This is a genomic window from Methylomonas rapida (genome assembly GCF_024360925.2).
GTDB classification, from domain to species: Bacteria; Pseudomonadota; Gammaproteobacteria; order Methylococcales; family Methylomonadaceae; genus Methylomonas; species Methylomonas rapida.
In genome coordinates this window covers 3,324,983-3,344,091 of the sequence record NZ_CP113517.1, presented here as the reverse complement: position 1 = coordinate 3,344,091, position 19,109 = coordinate 3,324,983, and the positions used below count along the sequence as shown (strand labels likewise).

The 19,109-nt window shown below is 50.9% G+C and carries 14 protein-coding genes and 1 pseudogene; 12 read left to right on the top strand and 3 right to left on the bottom strand.

Annotation, left to right across the window (positions count from 1 at the left end):
* The first annotated feature begins 9 nt into the window (after positions 1 to 9).
* A complete protein-coding gene (dhaK, locus tag NM686_RS15710) occupies positions 10 to 996 on the top strand; it encodes a dihydroxyacetone kinase subunit DhaK (protein WP_255188799.1) in 987 nt (328 codons plus the stop codon).
* 151 nt (positions 997 to 1,147) lie between these two features.
* On the opposite strand, the gene dhaL is transcribed toward dhaK, so the two are convergent.
* Positions 1,148 to 1,786, bottom strand: a complete 639-nt coding sequence (gene dhaL / locus NM686_RS15705) for a dihydroxyacetone kinase subunit DhaL (protein ID WP_255188798.1) — start codon at positions 1,784 to 1,786, stop codon at positions 1,148 to 1,150.
* 236 nt (positions 1,787 to 2,022) lie between these two features.
* On the opposite strand from dhaL, the gene NM686_RS15700 reads away from it, so the two are divergent.
* Positions 2,023 to 4,422, top strand: a complete 2,400-nt coding sequence (locus tag NM686_RS15700) for a tetratricopeptide repeat protein (protein ID WP_269021859.1) — start codon at positions 2,023 to 2,025, stop codon at positions 4,420 to 4,422.
* 204 nt (positions 4,423 to 4,626) lie between these two features.
* Here NM686_RS15700 and NM686_RS15695 read toward each other — a convergent pair whose 3' ends face one another.
* Positions 4,627 to 5,085 (bottom strand): EVE domain-containing protein, encoded by a 459-nt coding sequence (locus NM686_RS15695; protein WP_255188795.1) that lies wholly within the window; start codon positions 5,083 to 5,085, stop codon positions 4,627 to 4,629.
* Between the two features lie 19 nt (positions 5,086 to 5,104).
* Positions 5,105 to 6,274 (bottom strand): EAL domain-containing protein, encoded by a 1,170-nt coding sequence (locus NM686_RS15690; RefSeq protein ID WP_255188794.1) that lies wholly within the window; start codon positions 6,272 to 6,274, stop codon positions 5,105 to 5,107.
* A gap of 638 nt (positions 6,275 to 6,912) precedes the next feature.
* Between NM686_RS15690 and murJ the strand changes: the two genes are divergently transcribed.
* From murJ to NM686_RS15640, 10 genes and pseudogenes are all read left to right on the top strand, one after another.
* Positions 6,913 to 8,169 (top strand): murein biosynthesis integral membrane protein MurJ, encoded by a 1,257-nt coding sequence (murJ, locus tag NM686_RS15685; protein WP_255188793.1) that lies wholly within the window; start codon positions 6,913 to 6,915, stop codon positions 8,167 to 8,169.
* Between the two features lie 307 nt (positions 8,170 to 8,476).
* A pseudogene (locus tag NM686_RS21825) lies at positions 8,477 to 8,788 on the top strand (CatB-related O-acetyltransferase); the annotation flags it as partial.
* Positions 8,789 to 8,794: 6 nt separating this feature from the next.
* Positions 8,795 to 9,769, top strand: a complete 975-nt coding sequence (locus NM686_RS15675) for a class I SAM-dependent methyltransferase (RefSeq protein WP_255188792.1) — start codon at positions 8,795 to 8,797, stop codon at positions 9,767 to 9,769.
* Complete coding sequence (locus tag NM686_RS15670; RefSeq protein WP_255188791.1) at positions 9,766 to 10,776, top strand: glycosyltransferase family 4 protein; 1,011 nt, start codon at positions 9,766 to 9,768, stop codon at positions 10,774 to 10,776. Before NM686_RS15675 ends, NM686_RS15670 begins: the two co-directional genes overlap by 4 nt.
* Complete coding sequence (locus NM686_RS15665) at positions 10,773 to 11,921, top strand: glycosyltransferase family 4 protein (protein WP_255188790.1); 1,149 nt, start codon at positions 10,773 to 10,775, stop codon at positions 11,919 to 11,921. Before NM686_RS15670 ends, NM686_RS15665 begins: the two co-directional genes overlap by 4 nt.
* Positions 11,922 to 12,088: 167 nt before the next feature.
* Entirely contained in the window at positions 12,089 to 14,041 is a 1,953-nt protein-coding gene (gene asnB / locus NM686_RS15660; protein ID WP_255188789.1) for an asparagine synthase (glutamine-hydrolyzing), read from the top strand.
* Positions 14,042 to 14,061: 20 nt separating this feature from the next.
* Positions 14,062 to 15,189 carry a glycosyltransferase family 4 protein gene (locus NM686_RS15655; protein ID WP_255188788.1) on the top strand — a complete coding sequence of 376 codons (1,128 nt, stop codon included), beginning with the start codon at positions 14,062 to 14,064 and terminating at the stop codon, positions 15,187 to 15,189.
* Positions 15,186 to 16,151: an NAD-dependent epimerase/dehydratase family protein gene (locus tag NM686_RS15650; protein WP_269021858.1), complete on the top strand. Its 966-nt coding sequence runs from the start codon at positions 15,186 to 15,188 to the stop codon at positions 16,149 to 16,151. The genes NM686_RS15655 and NM686_RS15650 overlap by 4 nt, the downstream gene beginning before the upstream one ends.
* A 1-nt stretch (position 16,152) precedes the next feature.
* Positions 16,153 to 17,181 (top strand): MraY family glycosyltransferase, encoded by a 1,029-nt coding sequence (locus NM686_RS15645; protein WP_255188787.1) that lies wholly within the window; start codon positions 16,153 to 16,155, stop codon positions 17,179 to 17,181.
* Positions 17,181 to 19,019, top strand: a complete 1,839-nt coding sequence (locus NM686_RS15640) for a polysaccharide biosynthesis protein (protein WP_255188786.1) — start codon at positions 17,181 to 17,183, stop codon at positions 19,017 to 19,019. Before NM686_RS15645 ends, NM686_RS15640 begins: the two co-directional genes overlap by 1 nt.
* Positions 19,020 to 19,109 lie beyond the last annotated feature (90 nt).

Below are 19,109 nucleotides of genomic sequence, written 5' to 3'. Positions count from 1 at the left end.
GAGATAACCATGAAAAAATTCATCGACAGTCCCGCCACCGTTCTGGACACCAGTCTGCAAGGCTTTGCCAAGGCCCATGCCGACATCGTGCAACTGAGCACCGATCCCAACTTCGTTGCCCGCAAGCAGCCCAAACCCGGCAAGGTGGCGCTGATTTCCGGCGGCGGCTCCGGCCATGAGCCCTTGCACAGCGGTTTCGTCGGCTTCGGCATGCTGGATGCGGCTTGTCCGGGGCAAATCTTTACCTCGCCGACGCCGGATCAAATGCTGGCTGCCGCGCAAGCCGTTGACGGCGGAGCCGGGGTGTTGTTCATCGTGAAGAATTACGCCGGCGATGTGATGAATTTCGAGATGGCGGCCGAGATGCTGGAAGGGCCGAATGCGACCGTGCTGGTCAACGATGATGTTTCCTTGCCGAAGGATCATGCGATAGGCCGTCGCGGCGTGGCCGGCACCACGATCGTCGAGAAAATCGTCGGTGCGGCGGCGGAAGAGGGCTACGATTTGATGGCCTGCAAAGCCCTGGGGGATAGAGTGGTGCAAGCCACGGCTTCCATGGGCGTGGCTTTGACCAGTTGCACCGTGCCGGCCCTGGGGCATCCAACCTTCAGTATTGCCGACGATGAAATCGAGATGGGCGTGGGGATTCACGGCGAACGCGGCCGGGAAACCGGCAAGCTAGTTTCGGCGACTGAAATCGTCGCGCAATTGGCCGGTCATATCCACGCTGAACTGAATCCGCAAGCCGGCCAGGCTGTGCTGCTGCATGTCAACGGTTTTGGCGGCACGCCGTTGGTGGAATTGCATCTGGTCTACGAATTGGCCTGGCAATATTGGCAGCAGCGTGGTTTGCAGATTCAGCGCTCGCTGGTCGGCAATTTCACGACTTCGCTGGATATGGCAGGTTGCTCGTTGACGCTGACCTTGCTGGATGACGAGATGTTGCATTTGTGGGATGCGCCGGTCAATACCGCCGCTTTACGCTGGGGTTGTTGATCCAGCGCATTTACCGGAAAAAGCCAAAGTTTTATCACGTCAGTCGTAACCTTGAGGAATGCAACAGCTTTAGCTATTGCCGAATAACGCAGGCGCTTTTTACTTTTATGCCTCGGCGGGAAGGGGAGTTTTACTCCCCTTTTTGGTTGACTTACTCTGCGACCGTTTTAATGTGGTTTGCAATCGCGGCTATCATCAATTGCGCGGTTTTGGCGCCGGCATCGATATGGCCTTTGCTGCGCTCGCCCAGAAACGAGGCGCGGCCTTTGGTGGCCACCATGTCGCGAGTGGCTTCGACGCCCGCTTCGGCAACGGCGTGAACATGATCCAGAATCTCATGCAAATTTTTGCCTTCCTCCACATCCTGTTTCAGGGCAGCCGCCACCGGTACCCATACATCAAGCATGGTTTTTTCGCCGACGTCGGCCTTGCCGCGTTGCTTGACCGCCTCTACCGCCAAATGTAGCGCCTCGGCGAAGGTTTTGGGATCTACAGGCTTGTCTTTCGTGTTTTTATGCAGGCTGATGAACAAGGTGGCATATAGAGAACCCGAGGCGCCGCCGATGGCCGCCATCACCGTCATGCCGATTTTTTGCCAGGCCGCGGTCCAGTCCAGGCCAGCGATCTCGGTGGCGTGACTCTGTAAGGCTTCTATGCCGCGCTGCAAATTAAACACATGGTCGCCGTCGCCGATAGCTTGATCCAGTTCGGTAACGGCGGCGGCGTTTTCATTGATGGCGGCGGCGACTGCATCGAACAATTTCGGTAAGTGTGCGGGTGTCAGTGACATGAGGTCTCCAGCTAGACGATGAGAATGATTTCAGAGCATAGCGCCTGGAGATTGGCCTGTCCAGAAGCGACGATTTCGATGCCAATCTGACTACAAGCCTGCGGCAACATGCCGCACCATGGCTTGAGAAAACTAGCCAAGTAGGGCGCTTTTCGTTTGGGCAAATACGATAAAATCCCGAAGGCAATAACGTTATCCCGGATCTGATCCGATAAACTCAAGCAAATGGAAGCGAGATGTATACAAAAAGAACTATTTTAAGAAATCTAGGTATTGCTGTTTTAACGACCGGATTGGTAGCCTGTGATGGTGCCGATGAGCGCAAGGCGAAATACATGGAGGAAGGCAGTCAGCTTTTCCAGGCGGGGGATTACGAAAAAGCCCAGTTGGCGTACAAAAACGTATTGCAGATCGATCCCAAACACTGGGAAAGCCGTTATCAAATGGCGGAAACCTTGAGCAAACAAGGTAAGATCGAAAACGCCTTCAAGGAATACAACACCATCGTCGCCAATGATGAAAACCATGTGATGGCACGTGTTCGCGTGGGTCAATTGCTGCTATTGAACCGTGCGGTGGATGACGCCGAAAAAATGGCTACGGAGGCATTGGCCAAGCAACCGGATAATGCGGAAGCGCTGGTATTGATGGCCGGTGTGCAGATGGCCAAGAACAACAGCGATGCCGCGATTCAGTCCGTGGAAAAGGCCCTGCAAAAATCCCCGGACGATGTATCGGCCACCTTGATGAAGGCATCGATACAGGTCAAGAACAATCAAGTCGGCGAGGCAATCGCCTTGTTGAAGCAAGGCATCGAAAAAAAGCCGGACAGCATTCCGCTACGCACGATGCTGGTGGGGATTTACGCCAAAAACCAACAAACCGCCGAGGCGGAGGAGTTGCTGGGCGCCATCATCAAGCTGCAACCGGAAGAGGTGCAGCATTATAAAAATCTGGCGTTATTCCAGGTCGGCACTCATCAGCTCGACAAGGCCGAAGCAACATTACGCGAGGCGATTCAGAAATTGCCCGATAACGAAGCGGCCACGAGTAATCTGATCGATTTCCTGGTGGAAAAACGTAGTTTGGAAGCTGCGATCGCCGAGTTGCAGTCTGTCGTGCAACAAAAGCCGGATGCCTATGCGCTGAAGTTTAAACTGGCTTCCTTGCAAATGGCCAACAAACAGGCCGATAAAGCCGAGGCAACCCTGAAACAAGTCGTCGAGCAGGATAAGTTGGGACCGAATGGCATTTCCGCGCGCGACAAACTGGCTGGGATCTACGCGGCCACCAAACGCATCGATGAGGCCAAGGCCTTGATCAAGGAGGTCTTGGACGCCAATCCCCGCGATGCCGAAGCCTTGACCTTGCGCGGTCAATTTGCCCTGGCCGAAAACAAGATTCCGGAAGCGATTGGCGATTTTCGTTCGGTCTTGGTCGATCAGCCCAACAATGTCAACGTGTTGAAACTGCTGGCGGCCACGCATCTGCGCAACAACGAGCCGGAACTGGCGCGTGAAAACATGGAAAAAGTAGTTGCCGCGGCTCCGGCGGACGAGTCGGCGCGCCTGGAATTGGCCGGTTTGCAGCTTAATGCGGGTAACGAAGAGCAAGCCAGACAGCAGATCGCCGAGCTGTTGAAAGCCAACCCCAAAAGCCAAAAAGGCCTGGAAGCCTTGTTCAGGCTGGAAGTGGCCAAAAAGCAATGGGACAAGGCGCAAGAGGTGGCCAAACAGGTTCAGCAAACCTTCCCCGATGATGCGGCAGGGTTTTATATGTCGGCTTTGGGCTATCAGGCCGAAGGCAAATTGGATGCCGCGGTTGATGCCTTTAAAAATGCGCTCGAGAAAAAGCCCGATGCGATCGAACCTTTGACCGAACTGGTCAAAACTTACATGGCGCAAAAACAGGACGCCAAGGCGATCGCGGAATTACAGCAAGTCATCAAGCGTCATCCGGATCATTTCATCGCTTATAACCTGCTCGGTGGTGTTTATTTGAGCCAGAAGAACTTTGCCGAGGCTAAAAAGAACTTCGCCAAAGCGCAGGAGATCAAGCCGGACTGGTTCAGTCCTTATCGGAATCTGGCGCTGGCGGAATTGGTGCAAAACAACAAGGATCAAGCCATCAAGATTTATACCCAAGGTATAGAAAAAACCAAGGGGGCGATGGAATTGGTCGAGGATTTGGCGAGAATCTACCATGGTGCCGGCGAACACGATAAAGTGCTGGCGCTGTACGAGGAGTCGTATAAACGTTATCCGCAGGCTGCAATGGTCGTGAATAATTTGGCCAGCTATTTGTCCGATTATGCGGCCACGCCGGAAAATCTGGAGCGCGCGGCAAAAATGGCCGAGCCGTTGGCAAAATCCAAAAACCCCAGTTTTCTGGACACGGTCGGCTGGATAGCCTATAAGCAAGATAAACTGGAACTCGCCAAGGATATGCTGACTAAGGCGCTGGAAGCCGATGCCGCGTCGCCGATTACCAATTACCATATCGGTATGCTGTATTTCAAACAAAACGACACGGTAAAAGCGCAGGAGCACTTGCAAAAAGCGGTGGATTCGAAAGCCAATTTCGACGGCTTGGATGAAGCCAAGCAAACGTTGGAAAAACTCAAACCGGCTGGTTAAGCGGTTAAGGATTTGACCGCAAATAACTTCCCGGAATAGCTGCTTCCGCCAAACCATTCGTGCCGGACCTGGGCGCCAAGCATGAACGGTTTGGCGCGGGAGAAGGCGGGATTTTCTCTGGCTCAAACAATAGGATTGGACGTTTGGGATTCGATCAAAATAACTTCCGCCTTTTGCTCCCTCGCCCCCTGTACGTTAAAACCCTTATTCCAGTTGCAAAATAAAGTCCCATTGCGACGCTGTCACGGGCATGATGGAGAGCCGGTTACCGCGGCGCACCAGGGCCAATTCCGCTAATTCCGGTTTGAGCTTGAGTTCCTGCAGACTGATGGCGCGTTTGAGTTTTCTAACGAAACGCAGGTCGACCATGAACCAGGTGGGCTTGTCCGGATTGCTTTTGGGGTCGAAGTGCTTGTCGGCCGGATCGAAAGCCGTGAAGTCCGGGTAGGCTTCCTTGGCGACTTCCGCGATGCCGACGATGCCGGGCGAGTCGCAATTGGAATGGTAGAAAAAAACCTGGTCGCCGATTTTCATGTCATCGCGCATCATGTTACGGGCCTGATAATTGCGCACCCCATCCCAATGTTCGGTTTGACCGGGGCGTTGTTGTAAGTCGTCGATGCTGAAAGCATCGGGTTCGGATTTCATGAGCCAGTATTTCATAGTTGGGTTTCGCAAATCGTTATTCTGAGGCAAAAATGTCAACCAATAATATGCGCTCGGCATCCAAACGCAATGACAAGGTTTTGCAAAGTTGGTCGGTGCTGAAATCGCGGTAACGCTCGGACGTGACGATGCGATTTTGCTCGGTGCCGTCTTCCAACGCCAGCAGTTGAAAAAAATAAGGCCGCCACGACCAATTGAAACCGATTTTACGCGGATCGGTGAACCATTTGTTCTTGGAAAAATTGAAATCGGGTGACAGTTGATAACCTTCGTTGTTACACAAATAAAAACGAATCACGCCGCTTTCCGAAAAGTTCCAATGGGCCAGTTCGTTTAAGTTGAAGTCGGCTTGTAATCTTTCCGCCAAACGATAGATCAGTTCCTTGATGTTGGCGATGGACTTCAGTTTTTCCTGTATTTTGGCAACCTTTCTTTTCAAGAACTTATTCCGCAACGAAATGATGCGTTGTTCATACATATCGGCGGGTAAAAAGTCGGGGAGTGCCGGCGAAAACAAGTATCCTTGCATGTATTGGGCGCCGCAATTCAGTCCAAACAAAAATTCCTCGTCCGTTTCGACGCCTTCGCAAATGATTTGACAACCGGTACGCTTGCCCAAACGAGTCATCATCGAAACCACTTCGGCGGCTATGCCACCTTTAGAGGCTTTTTTGAACAGGCGCATATCGATTTTGATGATGTCGGGCTGTATGGCCATGACGCGCTGCAATTGCGACGCGCCTGCGCCGAAGTCGTCCAGTGCGACGCGCAAGCCTTGCTTGCGATAACGTTTGACGATTTCCGTCAGTTTGGTCAGGTCGGCATGTTCCTCGGTGATTTCAATGATGACACGCTGGCGGTCGATATCGAGTTCTTCCAGCATTTTCAACGTGGGAGATGCATTGAGGTGTTTGAGATTATCTATCCAAGCCGCGGAAATATTGATGGCTAAATAAGTATTGTTATCGAGCTCGGCAAATTTTTGCAGAGCTTGCCAGCGCACTTGACGGTCCAGCTCCATGCTTTCCTCGGCGTTCAATTCGCGGGAAGAAAAAAGCGAGCCGGCCGAAACGGCTTTGTTGTTGGCATCAAGTTGGCGCGCAAGTGCTTCATAGCCAATGATTTTTCCGTTGGCCACGCTGACGATGGGTTGAAAATAGGGGAATAGGTTGACTTTGCTGTCCATGAGTAAATGACGGCCAGGATATAAAACAATCGGCGATTCTAGGATAATTTTCAGGCGATGTGGAGTTATGCTTGTCGCATAAGCGTGTGCTTCAAAGGTTTGCGGTGTCGATAAGGCAAGAAGCGGCGCCGACACCTTACACATCCGTTTTTTTGATCAGTAAGTCAAGCAATATGCTGATTATTCAGGGAAAATAATGGTTTGGTGGATTCAGTCAATTTCTCGACAGCGTAGGCTGAGGCAGTTTTGATAGCTTGTGTTACGATAAGGCCTCTCCAGCATGCGGCAAATTCTGAGAACCAAGCCCTCTGAATTATGGCAACTTCTGCCGTGCATTGATAACAATACTGACACCGAAACAAGCATCAATTCGACGATTAGAAAATTTCAAAGCCTTACCCTATCTGACTTAGGAATGTATGAGAAACAATCTCGACAATGGTCGGTGCGAATTCATTCGTACTGTGCGGATAAATCCGCACCTAAACCGAATACTTGCATGGATTGTTTCAAGTTCATTCCTTAGCTTCTGCGTAGCTTCTTAAATAATAAATGTTAATCAAGCAATATTTAGGTGTGAATATTTTTCGGTGCCGGCGTGATACTTGTGTGGTTGGGTTAGAGACTGGCGGCGGCTCATGAAGCAGTCGATTCAACTGGCGATACTCTCTTCGGCAAATCTGGGTATTACTTTTTTGTTTCAATGGTATGTCCTGGTTCAACTAGGGCCCGGTATGGAGTCCGATGCCTTGTTTGCGGGGATGACGATTCCACAGTTAGTTTTGGCTGTTATCAGCGGGTCACTGATGCATGTCTTGGTGCCGATTCTCGCCGGAGAGGACGAAGACCGCCTGCGGCACGATGCATGGGCTTTGCTTGTCTTGATTGGCGCGTTGTTTGGCATGTTGGCGGTTGCTCTTCATGTCACGGCGTCTTGGTGGGTGCCTTTGACTGTTCCGGGATTTGATGAAGCCGCAAAGCATCTGACAATCGAACTGAGCCGGATACAGCTGATAGGCATGGTGTTTACCGCCATCAATGGCGTGCAATGGGCGGCCTACCATGCTCGGCAGCGATTTATATGGGCTGAGTTTTCGCCGTTTGTGTCTAGTGTGATTACATTTGCGTTGTTGATATGGGCTTTGCCACGTTTTGGGGTGATGGCGGCGGCGTGGTTGCTTAGCTTGCGCATGGCTTTGCAAACCTTGTTACTTTTGCCGGGCATGGGCAGGGTGGTACGGCCCAACCTTACAAGTTCGGCGATTCAACAAACATGGCAGCGCCTTAAGCCTTTGTTATTGGGTACGGCTTATTACAAAACCGATCCAGTAGTTGATCGGTTTTTGCTTTCCACGGCAACTAGCGGAAGCCTATCACTATATTATCTCGCACAGCAGATTTATGGCGCAATTAGTCAGATTATCAATAAAGCGATAGTGGCACCTTTGGTGCCAGTTTTGAGTACGTCATATAAAAAACAGGACAGCGAACTGTTCCGGAAAATTTATCGACGTAAATTATTTCAAGTCGCCATTGCTGGATTTTTAGGATTGTTATTTTTTGCCGCGCTAGGAAGGCAGTTTTTGAGTATTCTGGTGGAATATCGCAAGGTTTCCGGTCAAGACGTCGAATTATTATGGATGATGATGTTATTGATGTCGGGACAGTTTGTTATTGGAAACTTGGGTATGGTTATGACTTCAATGTTTTATGCCGTGGGAGATACAAAATCTCCAACTATCGTTGGTATTTATGCGTATACCTTTGGAATTTTTTTTAAAATTTCTCTGTTTTACTGGATGGGTAATTTAGGACTGGCATTGGGCGTTTCAATTTATTTTTTGATTTCATTAATCTTGATGCAAAATAAAATTACTGAAAAAAAATATGTTTAACAGGCTCATAAGTCAATTGATATGGCGTTTACGCACAATATTCATGTTGCCGGAGGGGCCGCGACGTTTTTTAATGCTGGATAATCCAAAACTTAAAGGCTTCAGGATTGGAGATCATAGTTATGGGAAGCCGAGGGTTCTGTTTGAAAGCGATCAAGCCAGCCTAACGGTTGGAAAATATAGCTCAGTGGCCGATGATGTTGTCATCATGTTAGGCGGCGATCATAGAATCGATTGGGTGACGACATATCCGCTTCACCTTTACTATCCAGAATGGTCGGAATTAAAAGGGCATCCTGCAACCAAAGGCGATGTTGTTATCGGCAACGACGTATGGATCGGGCGCGAAGCATTGATTTTATCTGGTGTAACCATTGGCGATGGCGCGGTCATCGGTGCTCGCGCTTTAGTGACCAAAGATGTGATGCCATATTCCGTTGTAGCAGGCAATCCTGCTAGACATATCAAATTCCGTTTCGATGAAGAAACTATCGAAGTTTTGCAAAGAATTGCTTGGTGGAATTGGCCGGAAAAAATCATACGAGAAGCTACGCCATTTTTATTGAGTAATGACATTGCCGCATTGGTGAGGTTTTTTAATGAACGAGTTATTCCCTAACCTAATATGACTGTCAAATTAGAAAATATAGATTGCCCACTGGGTTGCGCTAAGAATGATGAGATTGTTTTAACGGGACGGGATAGATTGCATGATTTGCCGGGAGAGTTTACGGTTGTCAAATGCCGGTCCTGTGGTCTGATGCGTACCTCGCCAAGACCAACACCAGGAACAATGGGTTTTTATTATCCGGATAATTACGGGCCTTATTTGGGGACGCAAGTCAAACGCCGTGAACCAACCCATTTGTCAACATTTAAAGACCAAGTCAAATCCCTTATTCACCACTTCATTGATTTTAATACAATGGTTTTGCCGCCACTAGAACCCGGACGAATGCTGGAACTGGGCTGCGCGTCCGGCGTGTTTTTGTACCGGATGGCGAACTTAGGATGGGACGTCCAAGGGATAGAATTTTCAGGAACAGCCGCAAAGATGGCTGCTGATTTAGGTTATAGCGTTCATGCGGGACCATTGGAGACGGCACCGAAGCCCGATGGAGTTTTTGATTTGATTGTCGGCTGGATGGTACTCGAGCACTTGCACGACCCAGTGGGGGGGCTAAAAAAACTGCGAGAATGGGCCAAACCCGACGCTTGGTTGGTGCTTTCCGTGCCGAATGCGGCCTCGCTGGAATTTAGGCTTTTCAAACAGCGTTGGTATGCTTTACAACTGCCGACACATCTTTATCACTTTACGCCGCAGTCGATGGGGCAACTGCTGGAGTCATGCGGCTGGAAGCTGGAAAAAGTTCATCACCAGCGTATTTTGAGCAATCTGATCGCCAGCATGGGGTATGTATTGCGCGACAAGGGATTTGGCAAATTTGGACAAATGCTGATCGATGTGCCTGAAGGCTCCGCTTGGTGGCCTTATCTGCTTTATCCCCTGGCTTGGATTTTTAGTTTATTCGGACAAACGGGACGGATGACGGTTTGGGCGCGTCCTGTTAACAACTCAACCATCGAAGCCTCATCATGAAAGTAGCGGCATTTACTGGCGGGCTAAATGTCCCGTCGGCTCGGTTTCGTATACGTCAACTGGTGCCTCGCCTGGCGCAAGAAGATGTGACGCTGGATGAATTTATATCGCCGATTTCCTCTTTCCCTCCGCGTCAACGCTGGCTGAGACCTGTTTGGCTGGTCGCGGGCGTTGCGTCGCGTATTCCTCAGGTGATAGCCGCGCAGAATTACGATGTAACGCTACTTCAAAGGGAATTCTTTTCCACTTTATCGACATTGGAAAGATTTACCCGTCGACCACGGGTGCTCGATGTCGACGATGCAATTTTCCTTAATCGGGGCGGCCGTTTCGCTCGGAAGCTGGCGGAGCAATCCGATCTTGTAATCTGTGGAAACGATTTTTTGGCTGAGCGTTTTGCCGTCTGGGCAAGCCGGGTATGCGTTCTTCCGACGGCGGTCGATACCGAACGATATGCTCCGGCAGCGAAACAACGGGATGACGTTAGCGTAATGGGTTGGATAGGAACCAGTAGTAATTACCGTTATCTGTCGCTTATCGAACCGGCGATAGCCGAAGTGCTCAGTCGCCATCCCGAAACACGATTGCGCATCGTATCCGACCAACCGCCGTGTTTTACCGGGCTACCCTCGGATCAAGTCGAGTATGTTCGCTGGACACCCGGTAACGAAGTGTCGCTTATTCAGAGTTTCGATGTAGGCCTGATGCCGCTCGCGGATGGTGATTGGGAGCGCGGAAAGTGCAGTTTTAAGATGCTGCAGTATATGGCTTGCGGATTACCGGTGGTCGTTTCTCCGGTTGGCATGAATCGTCAAGTATTAGGACTAGGTAAAATCGGGCTTGGCGTTACGCAAAAGGATGATTGGATAGCGGGGCTGGACATGCTGATCACTCAACCTCACACAGCAAAGGCCATGGGCGAGGTCGGCCGGCAAGTAATACTCGATCACTTTGGTGTCAACGTCATTGCCCCGAAATTGGCCTGTCTGCTTCGGTCCGTCGTATGAAAGTTTTGTTTGTAATCACCGGTCTTTCGACCGGAGGCGCCGAAATGATGCTTATTAAAGTTCTGGAGCATTTGGATAGGCGGCGTTTTCAGCCCTATGTCATATCGTTGAGTCCGCTCGGAGAATTGGCTCCGCGAATTTCGGCATTGGGTGTTTCGGTGCGGTCCGTCGATATGAAAGGCGGGCTTTCTGATATGGCGGGATTCGTATCTTTGCTGCGAATGATCAAAACGATTCGACCCGACGTCGTGCACACCTGGATGTATCATGCGGATTTACTGGGCGGATTGGCCGCAAGGTTGGCCGGCGTGAAAGCCATAGGCTGGGGTATACATAATAGTAACCTTGATGCCGATAAAACCAAATTGTCTACGCGCGCGATTGTCAGATTGTGTGCATTTTTCTCCCCATGGCTTCCGAGACTCATTCTATCTTGCTCTGAGCAGGCGCGGCTCATTCATATAGAGAAAGGTTATGCGGCGGAGAAAATGGTCGTTGTCCCCAACGGTTTTGATCTCATGCGTTTTAAGCCAGATAACAACGCAAGGCACAGTGTGCGCAAGGAACTGGGATTGATGCAAGATGTTTTGCTGGTGGGGTTGATCGGTCGTTTCGATCCGCAAAAGAATCATGCCGGTTTTTTTAGGGCGGCTGGCTATTTGCTCGAGAAAATGCCCTCTGTGCGCTTTTTGTTGGCGGGTAAAAACATAGCGTCCGCTAATTCAAATTTGCTGCAAATGGCAAAGGACGCCGGCGTATTGGAAAACTGTCATTTTTTGGGTTTACGAGATGATATTCCGCGCCTGATGGCGGCATTGGATGTTTTGGCTTCCTCTTCGGATGGAGAGGCCTTTCCAAATGTCTTAGGCGAGGCAATGGCCAGTGGTGTGCCGTGTGCAGTGACGGACGCCGGAGATTCGGCAGTTATTGTCGGAGACGTGGGCCGATCGGTGGCGGTTGGCGATATGCGGGGACTCGCAGTGGCAATGCAAGAACTTCTCTGTTTGTCGCCCGAAGAAAAGCAGAGCTTGAGCGAAAAAATAAGACATAGAGTACTCAGTCATTATGAAATCAGTCAGGTCGTTCGCGATTATGAAGATTTTTATATTCATTTAACTCAAGACAATGGCCCAAAATGTTTTTGACCGGGTGGGACTTGCTCTTTAGACAGTTATTAAGGAATACGCATGACCAAGCACACAAGACGTCTAATTTATTTTATGTACATTCCTAAGTGGGTAGCCGTTTTGTCGATAAGTTTGCCAAGTTTGTCAAATTGGATTATTGGGACAACGGGAATATAACGCTTTCTATGTGTGGATTAACAGGTGTTTTTCAAAGTCAAAATTCGGGTTTAGATTCCAGGTCTATCTTGCAAATAATGACCGATGGGTTGAATCATCGCGGCCCGGACGATGCCGGCGTCTGGTGCGATCAGGACGCGGGTATTGCATTGGGCCATCGCAGGTTGTCCATTCTCGATCTATCGCCTGCCGGTCATCAGCCGATGCATTCGGCTTGTGGTCGTTATGTCATTGTTTTCAATGGCGAGATTTATAACCATCTGGAGTTACGCAATCAGTTATCCGGAGCCCATGGCGGTTGGAATGGGCATTCCGATACCGAAACGCTGTTGGCCGCGATTGCGGCTTGGGGTGTAAATGCCGCGCTGAAAGCCTGTGTCGGCATGTTTGCGTTCGCGCTGTGGGACAGGCAGCGGCGCGTGCTGACATTGGCGCGGGATAGATTGGGCGAAAAGCCGCTGTATTACGGTATCCAAAATAATACCTTTTTGTTCGGTTCCGAGCTGAAAGCCTTGCGCGCGCATCCCGCGTTTGTCGGCGAAATCGACCGGGACGCGCTAGCGCTATATTTGCGCCACAATTATATCCCGGCTCCTTATTCCATCTATAAAGGCATACAAAAACTGTTGCCCGGCACCTATCTACAGGTGGATACGGCGCTCAAGATGGACGTCGAAACCTATTGGTCCGTCAATGAGGTTGCCGAATCGGGTAGCGGTGATTTGTTCGTGGGGAGCGAAGCGGAAGCCAAGGCCGAGTTGACGCGTTTGTTGACCCAGGCTATCCGTGGACAGATGATGGCCGACGTGCCGCTTGGGGCTTTTCTGTCCGGCGGGGTCGATTCTTCCGCTATCGTGGCGTTGATGCAGGCGCAGTCGAGCAATCCGGTTAAAACATTTACCATCGGTTTTCGCGAGGAGGGTTATAACGAAGCCGAATACGCTCATGCCGTGGCCAAGCATTTGGGCACGGAACATACCGAGCTCTATGTGTCTCCCGAGCAGGCAATGGCGGTGATTCCGCGGTTGCCTGAAATTTACGATGAGCCCTTTGCCGATTCGTCGCAAATTCCGACCTGGCTGGTTTCTAAACTGGCCCGAGAGCAAGTGACCATCAGCCTTTCGGGCGACGGTGGCGACGAACTGTTTGGTGGTTATAATCGCTATTTCATCGGGCAAGCGCTTTGGCGTAAATTGGAGCGCTTGCCCTTACCCGTTAGAGCGAGGATGGCCGGGCTAATGACTAGCGTGCCGCCGGAGCGCTGGAATGCGATGCTGTCGGCAATGGGTTTCATGCTGCCGGGTAAGTTACGTTTCGGCAACCCCGGCGACAAGCTGCATAAATTGGCTGGCGTACTGCGTTGTCAGGGGCCTGAAAGTCTCTACTTCGGCTTGATATCGCTATGGGATGAACCGAGCAATGTGGTGCTGGGTAGTACCGAACCTACGACGATTCTGACCGACCGGCGGCAGTGGCCGGCTTTGCCAACTACCGTGGACTGGATGATGGCGCTGGATACGCTGACCTATATGCCGGATGATATTTTGGTCAAAGTGGATAGGGCTGCGATGAATTTGAGTCTGGAGACCCGGGTGCCGTTTTTGGATCATAGATTGGTCGAATTTGCCTGGCGGCTACCGTTGTCGATGAAAATTCGCGATGGTCAAGGCAAGCATCTATTGAGGCAGGTGTTATACGATTACGTGCCGAAGTCATTGATCGAAAGGCCTAAAATGGGATTCGGCATTCCGCTCGACAACTGGTTGCGTGGCGCTTTACGGGATTGGGCCGAATCTTTGTTGAATGAATCCCGCTTGAATCAGGACGGTTTTTTTGCACCTGCGGGCATCAGAAAAAAGTGGCAAGAACATCTCTCCGGCCAACGGAATTGGCAGTATCATTTGTGGGGAGTCCTTATGTTTCAAGCTTGGTTGGATGAGCAGAGAGTCTTAAGGAAATAAACCTTGAATTGTTGTCATCGATGACTACCCGCAAAAAAATCTTATATTTCGTCACGGAAGATTGGTATTTCTGTTCACATCGTTTGGTTTTGGCCAAAGCAGCCTTGCGCGAGGGGTTTGAGGTCGGCGTATTAACCCGCGTTGCCCAACATGGCGATGCCATCCGCGATGCCGGGATACTCTTGCTGCCTTTGAACATCAAGCGTGGCGGTGTCAATCCGCTATACGAAATAAACACCCTTTGGCAGGTTTGGAAAGCGTATCGACAATACCGGCCCGACATCGTGCATCATGTTGCGGTCAAGCCCGTTTTATACGGCACCTTGGTGGCCTTGCTGTTTCCTTCTCTGAGGGTAGTGAATTTGATGGCTGGGTTGGGGGCTATTTTTTCGTCCGAGCGTAAAAAAGCCGTCCTTTTGAGGCCTTTGATCAATGGGTTTTTTCATTTTTTATTCCGGCGCAAAAATACCTTGGTTACGGTTCAAAATTACGAAGACTTTGATTTGTTATCCAGGCAGCTCGGAATTCCCACTTCAAAGCTCAAGCTCGTCAAAGGCTCCGGTGTCGATATACGGCGATTTCGGGCGACCGAAGAGCCCGATGGAATCGTCAACATTGCCTTGGTGTCTCGCTTGTTGTGGGACAAGGGGGTGGGCGAGTATGTGGCGGCGGTGAAACATTTAAAACAAAAAGGCTTGCTATTCAATGCTTTTTTGGTCGGTAAGCCAGACCCGGAAAACATGGCTTCGATCGATGCCGGTCAAATACAGCAATGGAACGCCGAAGGCTATGTTCAATGTGTAGGACATATCGATGACATTGCTGAATTTTGGCGCAAAATGCATGTTGCCGTTCTACCGTCCTATCGAGAAGGGTTGCCAAAATCTCTCCTTGAAGCAGCGGCTTGTGGACGAGCGCTCATTACTACTAATACATCGGGTTGCAAGGAAATCGTCGACGATGGTGTCAATGGTATCTTGGTGCCGGTAAAAGAGGTCACTGAATTGGCGGAGGCCATGGAGTTTTTGATATTAAATAAAGCCTTACGCCAAAAAATGGGGGCGGCAGCTCGGCATAAAGTGGAGCAAGCGTTCTCGGACCGGATTATCGTTGCGCAAACGCTTGATATTTACCAGGAAATGCTGTGAGCAAGGTCGTGTTGGTTACCGGAGCTACCGGATTCATCGGGACCCGGCTTTGCCAAGCTTTAAGAGCGCGAGGATTTATCGTCAAGACATTGAGCCGTGTAGCCGTTAACGCTCAAGCCGGGGAGTTTCAAATGGACTTGGCTAACGATGAATGCCCCGTCGGCTTGTTCGATGGTGTGGATACCGTTTTTCATCTCGCCGGCATAGCTCATGCCGTAGCAGAAAAACGAGAAGATGAAATTCTTTATCGGCAGGTCAATGCCGATGGCACCCGTAAATTATTGGAAGCCGCCAAGTTGGCCGGTGTTAAGCGGTTCGTGTTTTTCAGCAGTGTCAAGGCGGTGGGGGAATCGGGTTTACAACCGATGGACGAGTCCGTGGCAGCACCCGCCGATACGGGTTATGGCCAGTCGAAATTCGCCGCGGAACAGCTGGTGCTGCAGGGCGGTTATGTGCCGCAACCGGTGGTGATACGCCCGAGCATGGTTTATGGCAATACCGACAAAGGTAATTTGTCACGTATGATCATGGCTGTCCGGCGAGGTTTGTTTCCGCCGTTACCGGAATTCCATAACCGGCGCTCCATGGTGCATGTCGACGATTTGGTCAGGGCTGCCGTGCTTGCGGCCGAAAACGCCAAAGCTTCCGGACAAATTTATATCGTGACGGACGGACAAGCCTATTCGACCCGGCAAATCCACGACAGCATCAGAAGCGCGTTAGGCAAGCCGCCCATAGGCTGGACGGTGCCTTGTGGCTTGCTGACGGTGCTGGCGAAAACCGGTGATATCATCGGCCGAGTGATTGGGCGGCGATTTTTCTTCGACAGCGCGGCCTTGCGAAAATTGACGGGCTCGGCCTGGTATTCGTCTGCTAAAATCGAGCGCGAACTGGGCTTCAAACCTCAACATACTCTCCCACAAACCTTGCCGGACATTGTCCGCTTTCTGAATTCAAATTAGCGTGTTATTGCTCTTCATCGGTGTTTTGCTCGTTGCTGTCGTGTTGACGGGACTGATTCGGTTTTACGCCCTGTCGAATCAAGTGTTGGATATTCCCAATCAGCGCAGTTCTCATACGGTGCCGACGCCGCGTGGCGGTGGCTTGGCCGTTGTGCTGGCTTTTACCTTTGCCATGCTGATTTTGTTCCTCAAGGGCTTGGCTGACGACGACGTCCTGAGCGCCCTGAGTGGGGCGTTGTTGGTGGCCGGGATTGGGTTCATGGATGATCATGGCCATGTGCCGGCGCGTTGGCGATTTTTGATTCATTTATTAGCCTCGGGCTTGGCAGTAGGGTTTTTGCATGGTTTCCCGCTGCTGCTATTACCGGCACCGGTGGATGTGCTAATGCAGCGAGGGATGATCGATCTGGGCTGGTTTGGCTATACGCTCGGTGTCTTGCTGTTGGTCTGGTTTTTGAATCTGTTCAATTTCATGGACGGTATCGATGGCATTGCCGCGTCGGAGTCCGTATTCGTGTCGGGGGCTTTGGCGGGTTATTTGTATTATCTGGACCGGTTTTCGTTTTTAGTCGCAATCTGCCTGGTCGCGGCTTCGCTGGGTTTTTTGTTGTGGAATTGGCCCAAGGCCAAGATTTTCATGGGCGATGTCGGCAGCGGTTTTTTGGGGCTGATGTTGGGGATTTTAATCCTGATGGCCGCAAAACAGGCGGCGGTATTGTTATATTGCGGCCTGATACTGTTCGGGATTTTTATCGTCGATGCCAGTTATACCCTGGGGTTTCGTTTTTTCAGCGGCCAAAAATGGTATGACGCCCATTGTTCCCATGCTTACCAGCATGCCGCCAAACGATATGGGCATTTGCGCGTACTGCAGGCAAGTTGGGCGCTTAATCTGCTGTGGTTGTTGCCGATTTCATGGCTGATATTTATACAGCCTCGTTTCGCTTTGCTGGGTTTGATAGTGGCCTATTTGCCGTTGCTATATCTGGCCTATCGCTTTGAAGCAGGCCGACAGGATAGGGTGGCTTGATGGCATTCAAGTTTCGTTCCCGCACCTCCATATTCATCCATGATTTGTTGATGGTGCCGTTGGCCTGGTTTGGTGCCTACTGGTTACGCTTTAACCTGGATGTGATCCCCGATGACTATTTTTACTCGGGCTTGCTGTTTTTACCTGTGGTGATCGCGATTCAGGTAACGGCATTTTCGGCGTTTGGCTTGTATCGGGGGGTTTGGCGTTTTTCATCGATGCCTGATTTGGTGCGTATTGCCCAGTCCGTGCTCACCGGCATATTTTTTATCACGGGTTTGCTGTTTCTGTATAACCGCCTGGAAGGTGTGCCGCGCTCGGTGTTGCCATTGTATGTGCTGATTTTGCTGGCGTTTTTGTGTGTGCCGCGGTTTGTCTATCGCTTCTGGAAGGAGCGCGGATTTGTCGAACGGGTAGGACAGCGGGCATTGATAGTAGGCGCGGGTTCCGCGGGCGAGATGCTGGCACGGGATTTATTGTCGAATCCGGACAGCGGCTATATCCCGGTGATTTTTGCGGACGATCAACCAAGCAAATTCCGGCGAGAGATACGCGGCATTCGGGTAGCCGGCCGGGTCGAGCAATTAGCGGATTTGATCGAACAATGGGAAATCGAGGTCGTGCTGATCGCGGTACCGTCGGCAACCGACAGCCAAATGCGCCGTATCGTGGAAATCTGTGAAAGCTGCCACGTGCCGTTTCAGACCCTGCCTTCCGTCAAGGAATTGCTGAGCGGCTCGGTGACCAAGGCCAACCTGAGAAACGTATCCATCATGGATATTCTGGGGCGCGATCCAGTGCGGCTGGATTGGCAGCGGATCAGGTCCAGTTTGAACGACAAAACCATTGTGGTGACGGGCGGCGGCGGTTCGATAGGTTCCGAGCTTTGCAAGCAATTGGCCCGCTTGCAGCCGAGAAAACTGATCATTTTCGATCAATGCGAATTCAATTTGTATAAGATCGACGCCGATCTTACGCGATTGAATAGTCAGTTGCAGCATCTGGCGGTACTGGGCGATGTGGCCGATCCACTGGCGGTCGGACAATTGATCGACCAGCAAAGACCCGATGTCATCTTTCATGCGGCCGCCTATAAACACGTGCCATTGCTGGAGAGCCAGGCGCGCGAAGCGGTGCATAATAATCTGATAGGCACCAAAATTCTGGCGGAAGCAGCCATAGCGGGTGCAGTAGAGCGATTTGTATTGATCTCCACCGATAAGGCAGTCAATCCAACCAATGTGATGGGGGCTACCAAACGGGCCGCCGAAATTCTCTGTCAAAATTTGAATCGCAATGGTGTGACTCGTTTCATGACCGTGCGCTTCGGCAATGTGTTGGATTCGGCCGGTAGCGTCGTGCCCCTGTTTAGAGAGCAAATACAGGCAGGTGGCCCCGTTACCGTTACCCATCCCGATATTACCCGTTATTTCATGACCATCCCGGAAGCTTGCCAACTGATCATGCAAGCAGAAACCGTAGGCGAGGGCGGCGAGATCTTTGTGTTGGATATGGGAGAACCCGTCAAGATCGTTTATTTGGCCGAACAGATGATACGCTTGAGCGGCAAGGTGCCGGGCAAGGATATCAAGATCGAATTTGTCGGCTTGCGTCCCGGGGAAAAACTATACGAAGAGTTGTTTCATGATGAAGAAAAGCTCATCGAAACCGGCTACAGTAAATTACGCCTGGCAAGAGCCAGAATCTACGATAACGACCAATGGTTTGACACCATCAGTCAACTCACTTTGGCCTGTCAAAGCACGGATCAGCAGCATGTTTTGCAACTGCTGAAAAATTTGGTGCCTGAATTTAAATCGGATACGAGCATTTCCTGAGATTGTCGTAAAAGTCAAAACAATTCCTTCTCCCGCCGGGAGAAGGAATTTAATGACATCAACCCTGGAAGCGTTTACGGCGGTTATGTG